Source organism: Mesorhizobium robiniae, from assembly GCF_040545535.1.
Taxonomy (GTDB): Bacteria; Pseudomonadota; Alphaproteobacteria; order Rhizobiales; family Rhizobiaceae; genus Mesorhizobium; species Mesorhizobium robiniae.
Map to the genome: position 1 here is coordinate 108,152 of NZ_JBEPMC010000009.1, position 19,143 is coordinate 127,294.

The window sequence follows — 19,143 nt, forward strand, 5'->3', positions numbered from 1 at the left end:
CTTCAGGTGACCTTTGCCGGAGTCTCCCATGCCTGAAATCGTTACCGCCGCCATGCTCGTCATCGGCGACGAGATTCTGTCCGGCCGCACCAAGGACAAGAATATCGGCCACCTCGCCGACATCATGACGGCGATCGGCATCGACCTGAAGGAGGTGCGCATCGTTCCCGACGAGGAAGACGAGATCGTCGCTGCGGTGAATGCCGTGCGTGCCCGCTACACCTATGTCTTCACGACCGGCGGCATCGGTCCGACGCATGACGACATTACCGCGGATTCGATCGCCAGGGCCTTCGGCGTGCCCTGCGAATACGATGCCAAGGCCTATGCCATGCTGGAAGCGAGCTACGCCGCGCGCGGCATCGAATACACCGAGGCGCGCAAGCGCATGGCACGGATGCCGCGCGGCGCCGACCATATCGACAATCCTGTGTCCATCGCGCCGGGTTTTCGCATCGGCAACGTCCATGTGATGGCCGGCGTGCCGTCGATTTTCCAGGCGATGCTCGACAATGTGGTGCCGACGCTGAAGGCCGGCACCATAATGTTGTCGGCCACGGTGCACTGTCCCTTTGGCGAAGGCCTTGTCGGCGGACCGCTGGGCGACATCCAGAAGGCGCATCCGGATACGATCATCGGGTCCTACCCGAAATATGGCGACGGCAAATTCTGGACTGAGCTGGTCGTCCGTGCCCGCAGCCAGGAAGCGCTGGACGCCGCCCGCGCCGACGTCGAGGCAATGGTCGCAGGCCTCGCCAGCGCGGCCAATTGAGCTAAAGCGCGTCGTCTGAAGGAATCCATGCGACGGCTTTAGGTTCTTGTTTCATGCATGTCGCTGTCCCAAACCGCTGCGGACTTTGAGCGACATGCCTCAGGCCGGAACCAAGCATGGTACTGTAACGTTTCTCGCGGGCGAGTTTCGATCGCCGTAAAATGAGGGATTACCATGCGATTCAAGACCATCGTCGCCATACTGCAGAACGAACAGGATGCCGAGCGCGTGCTCGAATGCGCCATTCCGCTTGCCGACAAGTTCGAGAGCCATCTCATCGGCATTCATGCAGAAGCGCTTCCCGTCCCCTACACCTCGGCTACCGGCTTTCCCGACACCGAATTCCTGCAGGTTTCAGCCGACATGAACAAGGAACGCGCTGAAAAATTGCGGGCGGTTTTCCTCAGGCATGTCGAGGATTCCGGCCTGTCCTTCGAGTGGCGCAGCCTTGAAAGCTTTTCCGGAGATAGTGCGCTGACCGGTATCCCGACCGTCCGCACGGCGGACCTGATCATCGCCGCGCAGCGCGAGTCGGGCGGCGATCCGAGCGCCGACGTCGACACGCTGGTCTACGACGCCGGCCGGCCGGTGCTGGTCGTGCCGCATTCGGGCCCGCTCGTCACCAGTTTCAAGCATGTGCTGCTCGCCTGGAACGGCAGCAAGGAAGCCGCGCGCGCCGCCTTCGACGCCCTGCCCTTCATTATCGAGGCCGAGAAGACGGATGTTGTCGTCATCGACCCACCGGATACGCTCGACGCGGCGCCGGAGGCGGCCGGCGCCGAAATCGCCGCTGCCCTGTCCAGGCATGGCGCCGCGGTCAGCGTCTCGGTCCTGCAATCGGGCGGCCTCTCGGTCGACGACGTGATCCAGACCAGGGTTGCCGAAACCGGCGCCGACCTGCTCGTGCTCGGCGCCTACAGCCATTCCTGGCTGCGCCAGCTTCTGTTCGGTGGGGTCACGCGCACCGTGCTGCGCACGGTGCCGGTGGCAGCTTTCCTGTCGCGTTAGGTCCGCGAGGGGCAAGTCCATAGGTGGCGAGTCCACAGGGATCGCTGGCCGCCGCCACTTGCCAACACCTAGGCTTTCCAGTTAATTCCGCGCGCATCCCCTCAAGTGTCTGCGCGCGGTTTTCGCGCGCTGCGGAGTGCGCAGAAAAATGTCCCTTCCCGAAAAGGCCTTTCCCGTCTCCTGGGATCAGTTTCACCGCGACGCGCGTGCGCTCGCCTGGCGGCTTGCCGGCGCCAACAAAGGCCAATGGAAGGCGATCGTCTGCATCACGCGCGGCGGGCTGGTTCCGGCTGCCATCATCTCGCGTGAACTCGGGATCCGGATCATCGAGACGGTCTGCGTCGCCTCCTACCACGACTACACCAGCCAGGGGCAGTTGCAGGTGCTGAAGGAGGTCACGCCTGCACTGCTCGCCGATGACGGCGCCGGCGTGCTGATCATCGACGATCTCACCGACACCGGCAAAACCGCGGGCATCGTGCGGGCCATGATGCCCAAGGCGCATTTCGCCACCGTCTACGCCAAGCCGAAAGGCAGGCCGCTGGTCGATACCTTCGTCACCGAAGTCAGCCAGGACACCTGGATCTATTTTCCGTGGGATATGGGCTTCACCTACCAAAAGCCGATCGCCGACGACCACGTCGGCTGATTCGCAGCAACCGCTTTTCTCCTGGAATTGCCGGGCGCCGCTTCTTGCCGACCACCGCTTCTTGAAAGAACGCAGCGGCGCACGATATTTCCCGAATCGACGCCTCTTGGCGTGGTTAACCAGTGCGTATGAGGTTTTTTACTTTTATTGCCCATGATTAGCCGTAAGATTCACGAGACGGCAGATGATTCTGGAGGCTGGGGCAAGCTTCTCCGATGTTGACGACGCCAGCAACGCACAACCATTTGGCCGAAAGGGTCCAGCGGCTCTTCGGTGCAGCGCCGTGCCGCCTGCAGGTTGCAGCATTGCCCTGGCGCGATACCGGACATGGCATCGAGATCATGCTGATCACCAGTCGCGATACCGGCCGCTGGGTGCTTCCCAAGGGCTGGCCTGAGGCCAAGGAACTGCTTTGCGAGGCGGCGGCGCGCGAGGCCGGCGAGGAAGCCGGACTGCGCGGCACGATCTCCCACCACGAAGCCGGTCGCTACTTCTATGCCAAGGCATTGTCTTCCGGCGAGGAAGTGCCTTGCGAAGTCCTGGTGTTTCCGCTGCAGGTCGACAAGATCGCCGACCGGTGGAAGGAAAAGCGGTCGCGCACCCGCAAATGGGTCAGCCCCGCCGAGGCGGTGCGCATGGTCAACGAGCCGGACCTTTGCCAGATCATCGCCTATTTCTGTGCCGACCCGCGCCAATTCTCCTGAGTTGGACATAGGCCCCAGCAGCCAAAGCCGCGTCGCCTGCGCGTGAGCAAAATCGAAACCTTCCGCGCTGCTTTCTATCCCCGTTATCCACATGTGTGACACACAAGATGTTGGGGGTCACAAAAGCGGCACAAACGAATCCTTGACGGCGCAAAACGAGTCGCCTTTTATAGGCCATGCGCTCCTGTTGAGAGCGTGACCGGAAAGTTCTGAGCCCGGTCTTTTTCCCGGATTTTGTGCGTTTTGCCCGCATTTCCGCCTGGTTACGAGGCCGGCGGAAGCGCTGGGATTAGTGGGCTTGGGGAGACGAAAGGGAAAATTGTCGGACTGGAATAAATTGTTGTTAACACTATATTTAGTGTTTGCAGGTAGGTTCGGCGCTAGATAGTGTGGACTTCCCCTCGATTGAGGGAGTCGAAAAAGTTTCAGTTTTGAGGGACCCACAGGGTTCGCCGGCGCGTTGGATCAGGGACTTCGCAAGGAGTTTGACCAGCAGAGCGGGCGGAGGCTGTGAAAAGGAGCCGGTCGTTTTCGAACGCCGGCAGACGGCGGACATGCGCGTTTCGCATTGGGGGCAGAAATCCCCGGGGAAAAGCGCTATATATAGACAAAAGGAAAAGGGCCAATGCGCATCGAGCGTCGTTTCACCAAGCAGGGTCAATCGGCTTACGCGGAGATCGAATTCCGCAAGGCGCTTTCGGAGATCAAGAATCCGGATGGCTCGGTGGTGTTCCGCTTGGACAATATCGATGTGCCGGCGCAGTTCAGCCAAGTTGCCGCCGACATCCTGGCGCAGAAATATTTCCGCAAGGCCGGCGTGCCGGCTCGGCTGAAGAAGGTCGAGGAGAACGACGTCCCCTCCTTCCTCTGGCGCTCCGTTGCCGACGAGGCCGAACTGGCAAAATTGCCCGAGGCCGAACGCTACGGCTCCGAGATCGACGCCCGCCAGGTCTTCGATCGCCTCGCCGGTACTTGGACCTATTGGGGCTGGAAGGGCGGCTATTTCAAGTCGGAGGAAGACGCGCGCGCCTTCCGCGACGAGCTCGCCTATATGCTGGCCACCCAGCGCGTCGCGCCGAACTCGCCGCAATGGTTCAACACCGGCCTGCACTGGGCCTACGGCATCGACGGTCCGAGCCAGGGTCATTTCTATGTCGACCCGTTCACCGGCAAGCTGACCAAGTCGAAGTCTTCCTACGAGCATCCGCAGCCGCATGCCTGCTTCATCCAGGGCGTGCAGGACGATCTCGTCAACGAAGGCGGCATCATGGATTTGTGGGTGCGTGAAGCGCGCCTGTTCAAATACGGCTCCGGCACCGGCTCCAACTTCTCGTTCCTGCGCGGCGAAGGCGAAAAGCTGTCCGGCGGCGGCCGCTCGTCCGGCCTGATGAGCTTCCTCAAGATCGGCGATCGCGCCGCGGGCGCCATCAAGTCGGGCGGCACGACGCGCCGCGCTGCAAAGATGGTCATCGTCGACGCCGACCATCCCGATATCGAGGAGTTCATCGACTGGAAGGTCAATGAGGAGCAGAAGGTTGCCTCGCTGGTCACCGGCTCCAAGATCGTGAAGAAGCACCTCGAAGCGATCATGAAGGCCTGCATCAACTGCGAAGGCCAGGACGACGATTGCTTCGATCCTGCGATCAACACCGCGTTGAAGCGCGAGATCAAGCTGGCCAAGAAGGACGGGGTGCCGGAGAACTACATCTACCGCGTCATCCAGTTCGCCAAGCAGGGCTACACCTCGATGTCGTTCAAGACCTACGACACCGACTGGGATTCGGATGCCTACCTCACCGTTTCGGGCCAGAACTCCAACAATTCGGTCTCGCTGAAAGACGATTTCCTGCGCGCCGTAGAGCAGGACGGCGACTGGCACCTCACCGCACGCAAGGACGGCAAGGTGCTGAAGACGCTGAAGGCCAGGGATCTATGGGAAAAGATCGGCTATGCCGCCTGGGCGTCGGCCGATCCGGGCCTCCACTTCAACACGACGATGAACGACTGGCACACCTGCGCTTCGGCCGGTGCGATCCGGGCGTCCAATCCGTGCTCGGAATACATGTTCCTCGACGACACCGCCTGCAACCTGGCCTCGATCAACCTGCTGCCGTATCGCAACGCGGACGGTACCATCGACATCGCAGCCTACGAGCACACGGTGCGGCTGTGGACCATGGTGCTGGAAATTTCCGTCATGATGGCGCAGTTCCCGTCGAAGGAGATCGCCAAGCTCTCCTACGAATACCGCACGCTCGGCCTCGGCTACGCCAATATCGGCGGCCTGCTGATGACCTCGGGCATTCCCTATGATTCCGACGAGGGCCGCGCCATCTGCGCAGCGCTCACCGCGATCATGACCGGCACGGCCTATGCCACCTCGGCCGAAATGGCCGCCGAGCTCGGCGCCTTCCCCGACTACGACCGCAATGCGCAGAACATGCTGCGTGTCATGCGCAACCATCGCCGTGCTGCCTATGGCGACAGGGATGGCTACGAGAAGCTCGCCGTCAATCCGGTGCCGCTGGTCGCCTCCGACCTGAAGCAGCCGGAGCTTGCCGCCCATGCCAAGGCTGCCTGGGACCGCGCCATCGAGCTCGGCGAAGAGCATGGCTACCGCAATGCGCAGGCGACCGTGATCGCGCCGACCGGCACGATCGGCCTGGTGATGGATTGCGACACCACCGGCATCGAGCCCGACTTCGCGCTGGTGAAGTTCAAGAAGCTGGCCGGCGGCGGCTATTTCAAGATCATCAACCGTGCCGTCCCTGAAGCGTTGCGCACGCTTGGCTATTCGGAAAGCCAGATCGCCGAGATCGAAGCTTATGCGGTCGGCCACGGCAATCTCAACCAGGCGCCCGCCGTCAACCCCGGCTCGCTCAAGGCCAAGGGTTTTACCGACGACAAGATCGCGGCACTTAACGCGGCATTGAAATCGGCCTTCGACATCAAGTTCGTCTTCAACCAGTGGACGCTGGGTGCGGACTGGGTGAAGGAGACTTTTGGCTTCACCGACGAGCAGCTCAACGATTTTTCGTTCGAGATGCTGCCGGCGCTTGGCTTCTCGAAGAAGGACATCGAGGCCGCCAACATCCATGTTTGCGGTGCGATGACGCTGGAAGGCGCGCCGTTCCTGAAGGCCGAGCATTTGCCCGTGTTCGACTGCGCCAGCCCGTGCGGCAAGATCGGCAAGCGCTCGCTGTCGATCAACAGCCACATCCAGATGATGGCGGCGGCCCAGCCCTTCATCTCCGGCGCCATTTCCAAGACCATCAACATGCCGAACGACGCGACGGTGGAAGACGCCAAGGGCGCCTACATGCTGTCGTGGAAGCTGGCGCTGAAGGCCAACGCGCTCTATCGCGACGGCTCGAAGCTCTCCCAGCCGCTCAACGCCTCGCTGCTTGCCGACGTCGATGACGACGAGGACGATGCCGTCGAGCAGCTGATCGCGGCGCCGGCGGCGGCACGCGCGGCACAGATCACCGAGCGGATCGTCGAGCGCATCATCGAGCGGGTGTCGCGCGAGCAGGAAAAGCTGCCCGGCCGCCGCAAAGGCTACACGCAGAAGGCCAAGATCGGCGGCAACACCATCTTCCTGCGCACCGGCGAATATGACGATGGCCGTCTCGGCGAGATCTTCATCGACATGAACAAGGAGGGCGCGACCTTGCGCGGCCTTCTCAACAATTTCGCCATCGCCATCTCGCTCGGCCTGCAATATGGCGTGCCGCTCGACGAATATGTCCACGCCTTCACCTTCACCAAATTCGAGCCAGCCGGCATGGTGCAGGGCAACGACGCCATCAAGAGCGCGACGTCGATCCTCGACTATGTGTTCCGCGAGCTCGCCATCTCCTATCTCGGCCGCAACGACCTCGCCCATGTCGACCAGTCGGATTTTTCCAACACAGCTCTTGGCCGCGGCATCAGCGAAGGCAAGACCGACGCCGTCTCCAAGGGCCTGACCCGCGGCGCCTCGCCGGTGAAACTGGTGTCGAGGGTGAGCGGCAACGATCCGAAGGGCTTTGCCGGTTCGGGCTCGCCCAGTGCCCGCTCCGCGCCGACGGCGTTCTCCGGCTCCAACGTGCTGGCGCTGAAGCCGGCCAGCGAGGAAGCCACCGCCTACAAGCGCGATTACGAGGAGCGGGCAAAGGAGCTGATCGAGGACATCGCCTTCGAGGAGGCGGCCGGTGCCGCTTCAGATGCTACCGCGGCGCTGTTCACCGACGCCGCAGCCAACGAAGCAGCCGAGGCGAAAAAGCTCGCCGCCGACCGCCGCGCCAAATCGCTGCTCCAGGGCTACACCGGCAATTCCTGCTCCGAGTGCCAGAATTTCACCATGGTGCGGAACGGGACTTGTGAGAAGTGCGATACGTGCGGGGCTACGAGCGGATGTAGTTGAGGAAAATCTGAAACGTTAAAACGTAACATGGTCGGCCCGGTCGCAAGATCGGGCCGAAATAGCAAGAGGAACAAAAAGGGTACAGCGTATAAGGATGTCTTTATGTGACATCCTCTGAAAACACCAAGGCCGACCTTCCCGGGCCGGCCTTGGATGCCGCGAATAAGCCGAAGCCAACGCGGGACGAAGAGACCTGACGACCTCTCCTGTAGCAAGGTTATCATATGGGGAGTCGGGACTTAGAGTCGAGGTAGCTGAGGCAACATAGGACATAGAAAATGCCTAAATTTGGAACCTCAGCTTATCTAAAATTGATCTCTCTCAATACGAAGCCTCAGCGCACTGAGCTGCGAAAAAGGCTCTCTCCGAGCGATGCTCCCTATGACTTTCATCGCTCACTACGCCTTCACGCTAGTCGATTGCTCGCGAAGGGCGAGAGCATAGAGAGTGTGCTCGAATCCGTAGGTCGCATAACAAAACTGCCAGAACGAACTTCCGTCCAAGCGGGCCTCGCAACCCTCTTGAATTGGCGTGCTTCTCATCCCGCAAAACTTTTTGAGGTTAAGAGCCACATTTACACCAGCCCGAACGATGTCTTCAAACTCGGCTTCACGGCGGATTTTGGGACAGTGATAGACGGCAAAAGATGTGCGGTTCACCTCTGGAACACAAAGAAGCCTCCTCTCTCAACGAGATTGACGATCGGAACTCTCTCTTTGATCAAACAAAGCTATCCGGAGATAGATAATCTTGTCGTGTTGTCACTGCTCGACTCCCAGCTTTTCTGGTCAGTTGAGGATGCTCGATACGTGGCTATTGGACACAACCTCGCACTCCGGATCGAAGAAGTTATCTTGAGCGTCGAGGAAGAATTGCGCGCGCCCGCGAAAGATCGGCGAACTCCACCGACTCCTCCACATCCACCGGCGAGTTAGGATCGTAACGACGAGCCCTTCTTTCCTCGTGGGAGAAGGGCAAACCTCTATGTGGCCTCTCACACCGTGCGGCAGGCCGGAGCCGGAATATTGCCAGAACAGTCATTTGTGGCCGGGATAGACCCTTGACGGTGCTGCGCCACGGCGCGCAGCCAGAATGGTAGTCCAGGAAGGCGCCGCGCTGCCGGAGCGGTCGACCCGCTTTGCGGATCGACCCTCCCTTTGGGGTTCAGTTCACGGCGCTGATGTTGCCCAGGCGTAAAAACAGCGTTTCGCCGGAGGAATCATCGACGCCGTCATTGTCGGTGGCGACGAAAATATCGCCGTTCTTGTCGATGGTGAAACCTTCGACCTTGTCGACGACATAGCCGTTGGTGGCTGATTTCAGGTCGCCGATGATGTCGCGCACCAGCGTCTTTTCCACCAACGGTAGTTCGCCGTCGAGCTTCGCCGGTTTGAAGGCATCGAGCGCCACGGAATAGACGCGCTTCACCTTGGCCAGGTCGCCGATCTGGTTGTCGCGTTCGAGGATGTAGAGCTTGCCTTCATGCGCGGTGATCTCCGACAGGCCCATCCACCCGGCTTCGGTGGCTTCGAGCGGGTAGCGCACCGCCGACCATTCCTTGGCCTTCGGCTTGTAGGCCAAAAGCTTGACCTGGCCCTTCGGATCGTCGGCCCATTCACGTTGCACTGCCATTACCAGCGTCAGGTCGTCGCCTTCGCCGATGGTGGTGATGCCTTCGAGACCGAAGCGGGTCTGGCGGGCGAGCAATTCCATCGGGAAGCCGATTTCCTGCTTGATCTCGCCCTTGTCGTCGACGCGCAGGATGGCGTGCGGGACGAGCTTTGCCGGATCGCCTTCATTGGCGAGCCAGAAGCCGCCTTCACCGTCGGCGACAAGGCCTTCAATGTCGAGCTTCTGTGCAGGATGGCCGCCACGCGTGACGATGGTCTTGCCGGTGATCAGCGCCGGCGTCTGCGTGGCATCGATCTCGAAGATCGAGGGCGCGTTGGCGTAGAACGAGTCCGAGGCAGCGAAGAGCTTGCCGGCGGCGTCGCCGGCCGCGAGCGCCGAAAGCGCACCCCAGCCGAGCGGCGTGCCGTCTGCCGTAAGCTTTGCCGTGATCATCGGGTAAGTGGCGGGACCCTCGAAGCGCTCGTAGATCATCACATGCGAACGGGCGAGCCCGTCCTCGACCAGGTCGGTCTCGTTGGCGGTGACCAGGAGATTGCGCGACGGGATCGCGACCAGGCCTTCCGGGCCGATGCCGGATGGCAGGAGCTGGACAAACTGAGGCTCGGCACCCGTGTCCTTGTAGACGCCGATAACGGACCCGCGCTCCGAAGCGACGAAAATCAACCTGTCTTCGCCGAACGTGCTGGTCTCGACACCTTCCGGCTCGATGCCCTTCTTGTTGCGGGCGTCGGGATAATGACCGGCATTGGCGACCTCATACTCGAAGGACGGGCCGGATTCGTAGAGAACCTCACCCTTCTTGCTGAAGATCGTGAAGCCGCGCGAGCCGCCCTTGTAGTCGCCTTCGTTGGCGACGACGAAACGGTCATTGTCGAGCCATTTCACGGCGTCGGGTTCGCGCGCGACGTTTTCCATTTTGCCGTCGAAGGAAAAGGCGCCGTTCTTCTTGGTGTCGATCTTGTCCAGTGTGACGGAACCCGCGGAGAAGTGCGTGACGATCGCGCCGGTTTCGGCATTGACGATGGCGATGTGATTGTTTTCCTGCAGCGTGACCGCTATCTCGCCGGCCTCGTTGAAGGCGACGAATTCCGGCTCGGGATCGTCCCCCGCGACTTCGGCAATGCCCGACAGGTTCACGGTCTTCATCGTCGCGCAATCGGGCTGGCCTTCGGCAAGCGCGAAAATCTTGAGGTCGCCCGCCGGCATCTGCGGTATTTCTCCGTCGTTCACCTCCTCGTCGCGCTCGTTCTCGATGGCGATGGCGAGGAACTTGCCGTCCTTGCTCAGCGCCAGCGAGTCCGGCTGGCCGCCGAGGTCGCAGGTGCTTTCGATCGCCTTGGAGGCAAGATTGATGACGGTGAGGTTGCCCGAAGGCTTGGCCTTGCTCTCCGATGTGTTGACGCCGGCCAGCACCTTGCCGCCGAGGACAACGACCGAGGTCGGCTCGCCATCGATCTTGACGATGCCGCCGGCCTTGGGCGACTTGGGATCGGCGATGTCGACGAAGCCGACGGCACCGAGCGGGCTGTCGGAATAGACCAGCGTCATGCCGTCTGCGCTAGCCGCGATGATTTCGGACGAAGTCGGCGTGGTCTTCTCGACGTCCGCTGGGAGGTTTCCGGCGACCGCGAAGCTCGCCACCCGGTTGAACATCATGTCGGCATGGGCCGGCAGCGAAACGGAGGCAGCAAGCGCTGCCGTCAGGACGAAAAGCGCGGAATGGCGGGGCACGGGGTGGCGTCTCCTGTTCGAATGGAAGCCACCTGCTTTGGAGGAGCGACATTTCAATGCGATGACGGATCCATGACAATTCCGCGACAGTCGGTCAGGGTTCCTCAATATTCACGCCAATGCCTGCAAACGGTGGCTTCTGCGGCCGCGATCAGTGCCGCAGGCGCGAGCGGCAGGATGCTCCCCAGCCGGCCCCTACTCCGCCTCGGCTACCATCTGCCGCCCGCCTACCCAGTTCCGCCAGGCTCTCTCGTCACCATGGAAGACGTTGAGGTCGATGCGGCCCCTCACCCCGTGCGACAGCCCGGAGCCGGAATACTGCCAGAACACCCATTTGCGGCCGGGATAGACCTTTGACGGGTGCTGTGCCACCGCCCGCAGCCAGAACGGATAGTCTGGGAAAGCGCCTCTGAGATTGTCGCGGTAGAAATCGGGCGCGGTGTAGATGATGGGCCGCTGGCCGTAGTGGCGCTCCAGCTTGTCCATAAAGACCTGCATCTTCTCCAGCACCTTTTGCCGCGACGGCCGCCGCTTGCAGCTGGATTCACCGTTCCACTCGACATCGATCACCGGCGGCAGCGCACCCTCGACCCTCGGCACGTTGCGGATGAACCAGTCGGCCTGCTCGCCTGCCGTACGGCACCAGTAGAAGAAATGGTATGCGCCGCGCTTGAGGCCGGCGGCGTCGGCATTGCGCCAGTTCTTCATGAACATTGGGTCGAGGTGATCGCCGCCGTCCGTCGCCTTGATATAGGCGAAGTTCGCACCCTGCGCGCGCAGCTTGTCCCAGTTCACATTGCCCTGCCAGCGCGAGACATCGACGCCGTGAACGGCGAGGTGCCTGGGCGAGGCCTTGCCGAAATTGATCGGCTTGGCGTCACGAAAACGATAGCGCTGGACCGGCTCGGCGAGGATCGGTGTCGCGCGTGCGATCCGCTTCGGCGGCGCCACCAGGGCAATCGGCTCGGCGGGTGGTTCGATGCTTTCCACAGGCTCTGGAGGGGCCATCGCCACGGCTTGGTCCATCGCCTCTTCCTCAGCGAAGGCGGGTGCGGCATCGGCCGCATCGACCGAGGCCACCGGCGCGGGCGGCCGCATAACCGAGCTGGTCGTCTCGCTGGACGGCACTTGCAGCGCGTCGACGCCGGACGTCGAGGTGCAGCCGGCAAGGCACAGCGCTGCGATCGAGAAGATGACGACGCCTGATAACCGCATCTGGACCTGTACGCAAAACACAACAGACCGATGGCAAGACAACGCCGCCGGACAAACCAGTCCAGATTACTAACGAGAAATTACCAACAAAGTTTGAATCAAATTGTTAGCGCCTGCTCATCGAAGCGCTGGCTGAACAGCGCGAAGGGCCGCTGACCTTGTCAGGCACCGCTGCCTAGCTGCACAGCCATAGTTTTTGGCAGGTCTTGGCCACCATGTGAGCTGGCGGCACAAAGCGATCGGGATTGACCGGCGTATCATCCTCCGCCCGGCGAACCTTTTCTTCAAGTAGCGTGCGAAGCTCAGCCGGCTGCACGCGGTCACGCTCCATCACGAGCTTGACCATCGGATCGCTCAAAAGCTCATCCAGGGTGTTGATTTTATCGTTCATCCGTCGCCTCCTCGACCGCCGACCCGCAACCAATAGATAGGTGGCAATGATGGCTCGCCAATGACGCTTTGCCGGCTATCTCGTGTCCCGGATGAAAAAAATTGGGCACGCACCTTTGCCTCTCCCGTTGTGGGAAAAGGTTAGGCGGGCGGCGGCGCGCCTTCATATTGCGGCAGTCCGTCGTCGAGCTGTACCCAGGGCTGCTTCGAGGCGGTCCACATATGCATCTGCGGCTTGAATACCGAAGGGTCGTCGAGCGAGCCGGAGGTGATGCCGATGATGCCGGCGGAGTCGCGTCGGGAAAACAGCGTCGTGCCGCAGGCCGGGCAGAAGCCGCGCTTGAGATCGGGCGAGGAATGCACCAACGCCACCGGCCCTTCTGTCGTCACGTCGTCGATGCGGAACAGCACGCGGGCGTTGAAGGCCGCGCCCAGCGCCTTCTGGCAAAGCCTGCAATGGCAGACGCGCTCGTTGATTGGCGCGGCATCAGTACGGTAGCGCACCGCGCCGCACAGGCAGCCACCCTGATACCTAGCCATGTTTGCGTCCCTCATTCCCAGGATTGGCGCCAAGGTAGCTGCCGGCACCGGAGCGTCAATTGAAATGCTTTGATGGCGCCATCTGTTGGCGTGATGTGGCCGGCGGAACTTGCGGCGCGGTGAGGCGCGTAACAAGCGTTGCCGGCCGTCTTGCGGAAGACGGCCGGCAGGCGATTGTCAGGCGGTCAGTTCGTTTCGCTGACGATCTCGTCCCAGGTCTTCACCTTGGTCTCGCCATTGAGGAAGGGCAGTGCGGCGGCTGTCAATTCCGGCGCAAAGAACACATCGTAATGGGTGCGGTTCGGCAGGATGGCCAGCCGGTTCTGCGACAGGTTCTCGCGCATCCAGCCGGCGTCCTTCAACCCGCCGCCGAGCAACTGATAGAACTTGATCTCGTGCTCGGGCCGGTACATGTCGCCGTCGCCGAAAGCCAGCATCACCGGCATCTTCAGCTTCGGCACGTCGGCGGAATAATCGTAGTCCTTGCGCATATAGGCGCCGAGCTGATCGAGCAGCTTCGGAAAATCCTGCGGGTGCGGTGCTACCGCGGCGTAGGATTTGTACATCGGCGTGTCCTTCATCATGTCGGCCATCGCCGCGCCGACCTGCGCCTGCTGGCCGCGCATCTCGGGATAAAAACCGTCGGCAGCATAGCCGGTCGAAACCAGGACCAGCCGGCGCACGGCCTCGGGATGCTGGACGGCCATGCGGAAGGCGACACCGCCGCCCAGCGAATAACCCATGACGTCGACCTGTTCGTAGCCGAGCGCCTTGACGATCGCCGCCATGTCGTCGCCCATCGCCTCCAGGCTCAATGACCGGTCGCCGAGCGCGGTGCGGCCGTGGCCGTGCAGGTCGACGCCGATGACGGTGCGGTTTTCGGCAAGCTTCGGCAGGATCGGCGCAAACATGTCGGTCGTGCCGAGACCACCATGCAGCAGAAGCAGCGGCTCGCCCTTGCCGTAGACGGCGTAATAGTAGTTCAGGCCGTTGATCGGCAGCAGGCCGGATTTCGCCGGGTGCGGCATTGCTTTCGTTTCAGCGGTCATGGCGGGCTTTGCCTCCTCGGCCATGGTGGGGGCCGGCGCGGCGAAGAGCGCTGCGGCCGAGGCGAAAATGGCGAAAAACATCGATCTGGACATGTCGGTCTCCTTGCGTCCCGCTGATATCAAAGCCGTTTGGCGAGTTCTTCGAGCTGGTCGGCGCACTGGCCCCAGCCCTCGTGAAAGCCCATCTTCTCATGCTGTTCGCGGTCGGCGACGGACCAATGCGCGACCCGGGCGATGTAACGGGTCTTGCCCTCGCCCTCATCCTCGAAGGTCAGCACGACCGTCATGAACGGCTTTTCCGACGGCTCCCACGCCTTCGTATAGGCGTCGGTGAGAACGATCTTCCTGCCCGGCACGACTTCGAGGAAGATGCCGGGGTTCGGAAATTCATTGCCGTCGGGTCCCGCCATGACGACGAGGCTGGAGCCGCCGGTACGCACGTCCATTTCGGCGCGCGGCGTCGTCCACGGCTTTGGCGCGAACCATTGCGTCACGAGCTTCGGCTCGGTCCAGCAGCGATAGACGTTCTCGCGCGGCGCATCGATGATGCGGGCGAGAACCAGTTCACGGTCGGAGCTGGGGGCGATGTCGAGCTTGGTGGTCATGATGTCTCCTCACTGCTTGCAAAAAAGTTGGCTTGAATTCTGGTTCCGTCTCAAGGACGAGCGGGCAACGCGCAGCCCGACACCGGTCTCGCGAAAAACTTCGCCAGGTCGATTCCCGCGGAATGAGAGTTTAGTGGCGCTTGGCTTGCACCAGATAGGCGTCGATATCGGTCTCGCCGAGCCATTTCGCCGCTTCCAGCCGGTGCAGGCCTTCGACCAGGATATGGCGCTTGCCGTCATGGCGCACCTGGATCGGCGTCTTCATGCCGTTTTCCAGAATGTCCTCGGCAAGATGCCGGACGGTCTCGGGATGCAGCGTCTTCTTGCGCGCGGTCGGCACGTAGATGTCGTCAACCCTGACCTTTTGCACTCTCAGCATGTCGGCTCCCGTAGCGGAAAAGGCCACCCTTGATAGTCCGTCTGGCGATAAGCGCCAAGAGCGCCTTCAACCATTGTAGATGCGATCCTCGAGCGGCGTCGCGGCGATCAGCGCCTGCAGCCCCGAGAGCAGCGCTTTTTCGGCGCGGTTCAATGTGTTGTCGGGGTTCACCAGCAGGAAGATGTCAATGGCGGGCGGCGCCTGATAGGGCGGCAGCCACCACAGCAATCCATCGGCCACGTCTCGCCGCGCAACATGCAGCGGCAGCGGCCCGATGCCAAGCCCAGCAACGATCATCCGCCGCACCTCCTCCAGGCTCGAAGACACACCGACAACTTCGGCGTCGAGCTTGGCCTCACTGCGCAGCAGCGCAACCGGCCGCAATGCATCCGAAATATGGTCCGTCTGGAACGATACGGAAGGCTCGCCCCTGAGATCGGCCAGCGTCAGGCCGGCTCGCCCATAGAGCCTGTGGTGCGGCCCGCAGAAGAAGCCGAAGAACTCGCGATAGACCATAGTGTATTCGAGCGCCGGATCGCGCTGGCTGACCAGACAGACACCGAAAGAAGCGCGGCGCTCTCGCACCTGCTTGGTCACTTCGGTGCTCGCCGCGACTGTGATGGTGAGGCTGGCGCGCGGATAGCTGCTGTGGAATTGGGATAGCGCGCGGTCGAACAGCGGCGAGACGACGTGGCTGGCCATCGCGATGTTGACGTGACCGGTGACATCATCGCTGACACCCCGCATCAGCAGCGGCAATTGCGAAATGGTGCCAAACACCTCGATGCTCTGCTCGTAGAGCAGGCGTCCAACCTCGGTAAGCTCGAAACGCGTGGCATCGCGCTCGATCAGCCGGCGTCCAACGCGATCCTCCAGCCGGCGCAAGGCATTGCTGACGCTCGGCTGTTTCAGGTTGAGCCGTTCGGCCGCACGGGTGATGCTCTTCACTTCCGCGATCACCACGAAAGTTCGAAGAAGGTTCCAGTCCAGATCCCAGACCAGCCTTTCGGAGCGCGGCGAATCCATTCCCGATATCTATGCTCTCTATTCCCATTATCTATTTGCGCAATGCTGCCGCAAAGGCAATCATGAAATCCGGAAGGCACCGCCGTGCGTCCCAAGAACAAGACTTTGCACTCCATCCAGAGGACAAGAAAACCAGATGAACAGACTATTTTCCGGCATCGCGGTCACGGCCTTGCTGCTTGCCTTGGCCCTCACAGCCGTTTCGGCCAGGGCCGACGACCTGGAGAAGATCAAGGCGGCGGGCGAGCTGAAGATTTCCATGAGCGGTCAGTATCCGCCCTTCAACTTCGTCAACGACCAGAACGAGGTGGTCGGCTTCGATGCCTCCATCGGCAAGGCGATCGCCGAGCGCATGGCCGTCAACGGCACCATCGTCACGACAGCCTGGGACGGCATCATCGCCGGCCTGCTCGCCAACAAATACGACACCGTCGTCGGCTCCATGACGATCACGCCAGAGCGCGAGAAGGTGGTTGACTTCGTCGGCCCTTACTACCACGCCGGCCGCGCGGTTTTCGTGAACGAGGATTCCAAGGTGCAGAGCCTGGACGACCTGAAGGGAAAGACCCTTGGCGTCACGCTCGGCGAGACGCATGAGAAGTGGGCGCGCGAAAAGGGCGGCTGGGAGCTCCGCACCTATAAGGGACTGCCGGAACTGATGCTGGAGCTGAAGGCGGGCCGCGTCGACGCCATTGTCGTCGACAACATTCCGGTCATGGTCGCCGTCAAGCAAACGGGCGCGAAGATCCGCAAGCTCGATACGCCTGGTATTGAAGGCGGCAGCGTCGCCATCGGGATCGCCATTCGCAAGGACAATCCGGAGCTGAAGGCTGCCATGCAGAAGGCGCTGGATGACATGATGGCGGACGGCACCTACGAGAAGATCTCGATGGAATGGGTCGGCAGCGACATCCGCTGATCCCTGACCAGCCAAGGCTGTCTGGAAGTCTCCCGGGATGGATTTCTCCCTGATACAGCGTGTCTTCCCGTTCTTCGTGGAAGCCGCCTTTGTGACGATCGAGATTACGGCGCTGGCCCTGGTTCTGGGCCTGGTGGTCGCGGCACTGGCTGCGGCCGCCAAAATGTCGAGGCAAGCTCCGCTGCGGGCAATCGGCACGCTTTATGTCAGCCTGTTTCGCGGCACGCCCTGCCTGATCCAGCTTTTCGTGCTTTATTTCGGTGGTCCACAGATAGGCATCAATCTTGAGCCCTTTACAGCCGGCGTCATCGGCCTCGGCCTCAACATAGGCGCCTATATGGCGGAATCGATCCGCGGTGCGCTGGTTGCTGTCGACCGGGGCCAGATAGAGGCTGCACGCACAATAGGCTTCAGCCGCTTCCAGACGCTGCGCAAGGTCGTGTTGCCGCAAGCCGCGCGGCTGATGATACGACCGCTCGGCGTCAACACGGTGGCGCTTTTGAAGGGGTCGGCTCTGGTGTCCACCATCTCGGTCGTGGAATTGACCTACACGGCGCAGCGCTTCATCGGCTCCACTTATAAGCCGTTCGAGATCTTCGGCATCGCGGCCCTGCTTTACATGGCCATGGTCTACGCCGTTGCCCGGGTCGTCGATCTGCTCGACAAGCGCTTCGCAATCGCCTGACCGGAGAGCACGATGCAAGGCTTGGATTTCAGCGTCGTCCTGCCATATGCCGACATCTTGGCGATGGGCGTGTGGTGGACGGTCCTGCTGACGGTATCGGCGGGAGCTCTCAGCTTCATCTGCGGCATCGTGTTTGCGGTCGCCGTGCTCTATGCGCCTGCGATTGTCGCCTATCCCATGCGTTTCCTGATGTGGGTGTTCATGGGCACGCCACTCCTGCTCCAACTGTTCCTGATCTATTTCGGCCTGGTTCAGATCGGCATCGACATCCCCGCCCTTGGCGCGGGCATTGTCGGACTTGGCCTGCATTTTGCGGCCTACAATGCCGATGTCGTCCGCGCCGGCATCGTAGCAGTCGATATCGGCCAGACCGAAGGCGCGCGCAGCATCGGTTTCGGCAGGTGGCAAACGCTGCGCTATGTCGTGATACCGCAAGCCATCCGTAACACTGCGCCGCCGATCGGCGGCAACATGATCGCGCTGCTGAAGGAATCCTCCATCGTTTCGGTCATCGGCATCGCGGAACTGGTTCATTCGGCTCAACTGGCGATAAGTGAAACGTTTCGGCCGTTTGAATTCTACATCACGGCGGCCGCACTCTATTACATCCTGAACCTCGTGCTCGAAGCGGGTTTGCGCCGGTTCGAACGGCATGTGGAGGTCTCTCGATGAGCACGCAGCGGCCAATGGTGGAGGTTCGCGGCGCCCGGAAATCATTCGGCCCAACGGAGGTCCTCAAGGGCATAGACCTGTCGGTCGATCGCGGGCAGATCGTGGCGGTCATCGGACCGAGCGGCTCGGGCAAGAGCACGCTGCTGCGCTCCATCAACCATCTGGAGACGCTGGACAGCGGTGAAGTCTGGCTCGACGGCGTTAAGGTCAACCAGCCATTGCACGGTCACGCCTTCGAGCGGCACATCAACAAGGTGCGTCAGCAGATGGGCATGGTGTTTCAGCACTTCAACCTGTTCCCGCATCTGACCGTCCTCGACAATATCGCCATGGGACCAGTGATCCTGAAAAGCATGACGAAGAGCGAAGCGCACACGCTTGCGCATGGCCTGCTGTCCAAAGTCGGGCTGGCCGACAAGATCGACGCTTATCCCTCCAGGCTTTCTGGAGGCCAGAAGCAGCGCGTGGCCATTGCGCGCGCGCTCGCCATGCAGCCCAAAGTGATGCTGTTCGACGAGGCGACCTCGGCGCTCGACCCGGAACTCGTCGACGAGGTCAACGCGGTGATGAAACAGCTCGCCGCCGAACACATGACCATGCTGATCGTCACGCACGAGATGCGCTTCGCCGGCGAAGTGGCCGACCGCGTGCTGTTCATGGACGGCGGCGTGGTGGTGGAGGAAGGTCCGCCGTCCGAAATGTTCCGCGCTCCGCAAAAAGAGCGGACCCGCGCGTTCCTGAAAAAGTATCTTTCTGCGTGAG

At 61.6% G+C, this 19,143-nt stretch carries 18 protein-coding genes and 1 pseudogene; 10 read left to right on the forward strand and 9 right to left on the reverse strand.

Annotated features, from left to right (window positions below):
* Positions 1-28 precede the first annotated feature (28 nt).
* The 6 genes from ABID19_RS23710 to ABID19_RS23735 all read left to right on the forward strand — a co-directional run bounded on the left by ABID19_RS23710 (position 29) and on the right by ABID19_RS23735 (position 8,473).
* Positions 29-772, forward strand: a complete 744-nt coding sequence (locus tag ABID19_RS23710) for a competence/damage-inducible protein A (protein WP_354493353.1) — start codon at positions 29-31, stop codon at positions 770-772.
* A 174-nt stretch (positions 773-946) separates the two neighbouring features.
* Entirely contained in the window at positions 947-1,780 is an 834-nt protein-coding gene (locus ABID19_RS23715) for a universal stress protein (RefSeq protein ID WP_354493354.1), read from the forward strand.
* 148 nt (positions 1,781-1,928) lie between these two features.
* The gene (gene gpt, locus ABID19_RS23720; RefSeq protein ID WP_352934719.1) at positions 1,929-2,429 is read left to right on the forward strand and encodes a xanthine phosphoribosyltransferase; all 501 of its coding nucleotides are present in this window, start codon (positions 1,929-1,931) and stop codon (positions 2,427-2,429) included.
* A 215-nt stretch (positions 2,430-2,644) separates the two neighbouring features.
* Positions 2,645-3,133, forward strand: coding sequence for an NUDIX hydrolase (locus tag ABID19_RS23725; RefSeq protein WP_352934722.1), 489 nt, complete (start codon positions 2,645-2,647; stop codon positions 3,131-3,133).
* 625 nt (positions 3,134-3,758) lie between these two features.
* Positions 3,759-7,538, forward strand: coding sequence for a vitamin B12-dependent ribonucleotide reductase (locus ABID19_RS23730; protein ID WP_354493355.1), 3,780 nt, complete (start codon positions 3,759-3,761; stop codon positions 7,536-7,538).
* Between the two features lie 278 nt (positions 7,539-7,816).
* On the forward strand, positions 7,817-8,473 hold the full coding sequence (locus ABID19_RS23735) for a hypothetical protein (protein WP_354493356.1): 657 nt from the start codon (positions 7,817-7,819) through the stop codon (positions 8,471-8,473).
* A gap of 42 nt (positions 8,474-8,515) precedes the next feature.
* Here the strand turns inward: ABID19_RS23735 and ABID19_RS34355 are convergent.
* From ABID19_RS34355 to ABID19_RS23780, 9 genes and pseudogenes are all read right to left on the reverse strand, one after another.
* A pseudogene (locus ABID19_RS34355) lies at positions 8,516-8,654 on the reverse strand (GH25 family lysozyme); the annotation flags it as partial.
* A gap of 48 nt (positions 8,655-8,702) precedes the next feature.
* The gene (locus ABID19_RS23745; RefSeq protein WP_354493357.1) at positions 8,703-10,901 is read right to left on the reverse strand and encodes an esterase-like activity of phytase family protein; all 2,199 of its coding nucleotides are present in this window, start codon (positions 10,899-10,901) and stop codon (positions 8,703-8,705) included.
* A 195-nt stretch (positions 10,902-11,096) separates the two neighbouring features.
* A complete protein-coding gene (locus ABID19_RS23750; RefSeq protein ID WP_354493358.1) occupies positions 11,097-12,116 on the reverse strand; it encodes a glycoside hydrolase family 25 protein in 1,020 nt (339 codons plus the stop codon).
* A 175-nt stretch (positions 12,117-12,291) separates the two neighbouring features.
* A complete protein-coding gene (locus tag ABID19_RS23755; protein WP_354493359.1) occupies positions 12,292-12,507 on the reverse strand; it encodes a hypothetical protein in 216 nt (71 codons plus the stop codon).
* Between the two features lie 140 nt (positions 12,508-12,647).
* Positions 12,648-13,046 (reverse strand): GFA family protein, encoded by a 399-nt coding sequence (locus ABID19_RS23760; protein WP_354493360.1) that lies wholly within the window; start codon positions 13,044-13,046, stop codon positions 12,648-12,650.
* 185 nt (positions 13,047-13,231) lie between these two features.
* Positions 13,232-14,188, reverse strand: coding sequence for an alpha/beta fold hydrolase (locus ABID19_RS23765; protein WP_354493361.1), 957 nt, complete (start codon positions 14,186-14,188; stop codon positions 13,232-13,234).
* Positions 14,189-14,214: 26 nt separating this feature from the next.
* Positions 14,215-14,700, reverse strand: a complete 486-nt coding sequence (locus tag ABID19_RS23770; RefSeq protein WP_354493362.1) for an SRPBCC family protein — start codon at positions 14,698-14,700, stop codon at positions 14,215-14,217.
* Positions 14,701-14,830: 130 nt separating this feature from the next.
* Positions 14,831-15,079: a ParB N-terminal domain-containing protein gene (locus ABID19_RS23775; RefSeq protein WP_095489540.1), complete on the reverse strand. Its 249-nt coding sequence runs from the start codon at positions 15,077-15,079 to the stop codon at positions 14,831-14,833.
* A 66-nt stretch (positions 15,080-15,145) separates the two neighbouring features.
* Positions 15,146-16,105, reverse strand: a complete 960-nt coding sequence (locus tag ABID19_RS23780; protein WP_354493363.1) for a LysR family transcriptional regulator — start codon at positions 16,103-16,105, stop codon at positions 15,146-15,148.
* A gap of 136 nt (positions 16,106-16,241) precedes the next feature.
* On the opposite strand from ABID19_RS23780, the gene ABID19_RS23785 reads away from it, so the two are divergent.
* From ABID19_RS23785 to ABID19_RS23800, 4 genes are read left to right on the forward strand one after another with little or no spacing between them, the layout of a single operon-like run.
* On the forward strand, positions 16,242-17,024 hold the full coding sequence (locus ABID19_RS23785) for an ABC transporter substrate-binding protein (RefSeq protein WP_354493364.1): 783 nt from the start codon (positions 16,242-16,244) through the stop codon (positions 17,022-17,024).
* Positions 17,025-17,061: 37 nt separating this feature from the next.
* Positions 17,062-17,709 (forward strand): amino acid ABC transporter permease, encoded by a 648-nt coding sequence (locus tag ABID19_RS23790; protein WP_354493365.1) that lies wholly within the window; start codon positions 17,062-17,064, stop codon positions 17,707-17,709.
* A gap of 12 nt (positions 17,710-17,721) precedes the next feature.
* Positions 17,722-18,381, forward strand: coding sequence for an amino acid ABC transporter permease (locus ABID19_RS23795; protein WP_354493366.1), 660 nt, complete (start codon positions 17,722-17,724; stop codon positions 18,379-18,381).
* Positions 18,378-19,142 (forward strand): amino acid ABC transporter ATP-binding protein, encoded by a 765-nt coding sequence (locus ABID19_RS23800; protein ID WP_354493367.1) that lies wholly within the window; start codon positions 18,378-18,380, stop codon positions 19,140-19,142. Before ABID19_RS23795 ends, ABID19_RS23800 begins: the two co-directional genes overlap by 4 nt.
* Position 19,143: the final 1 nt, after the last annotated feature.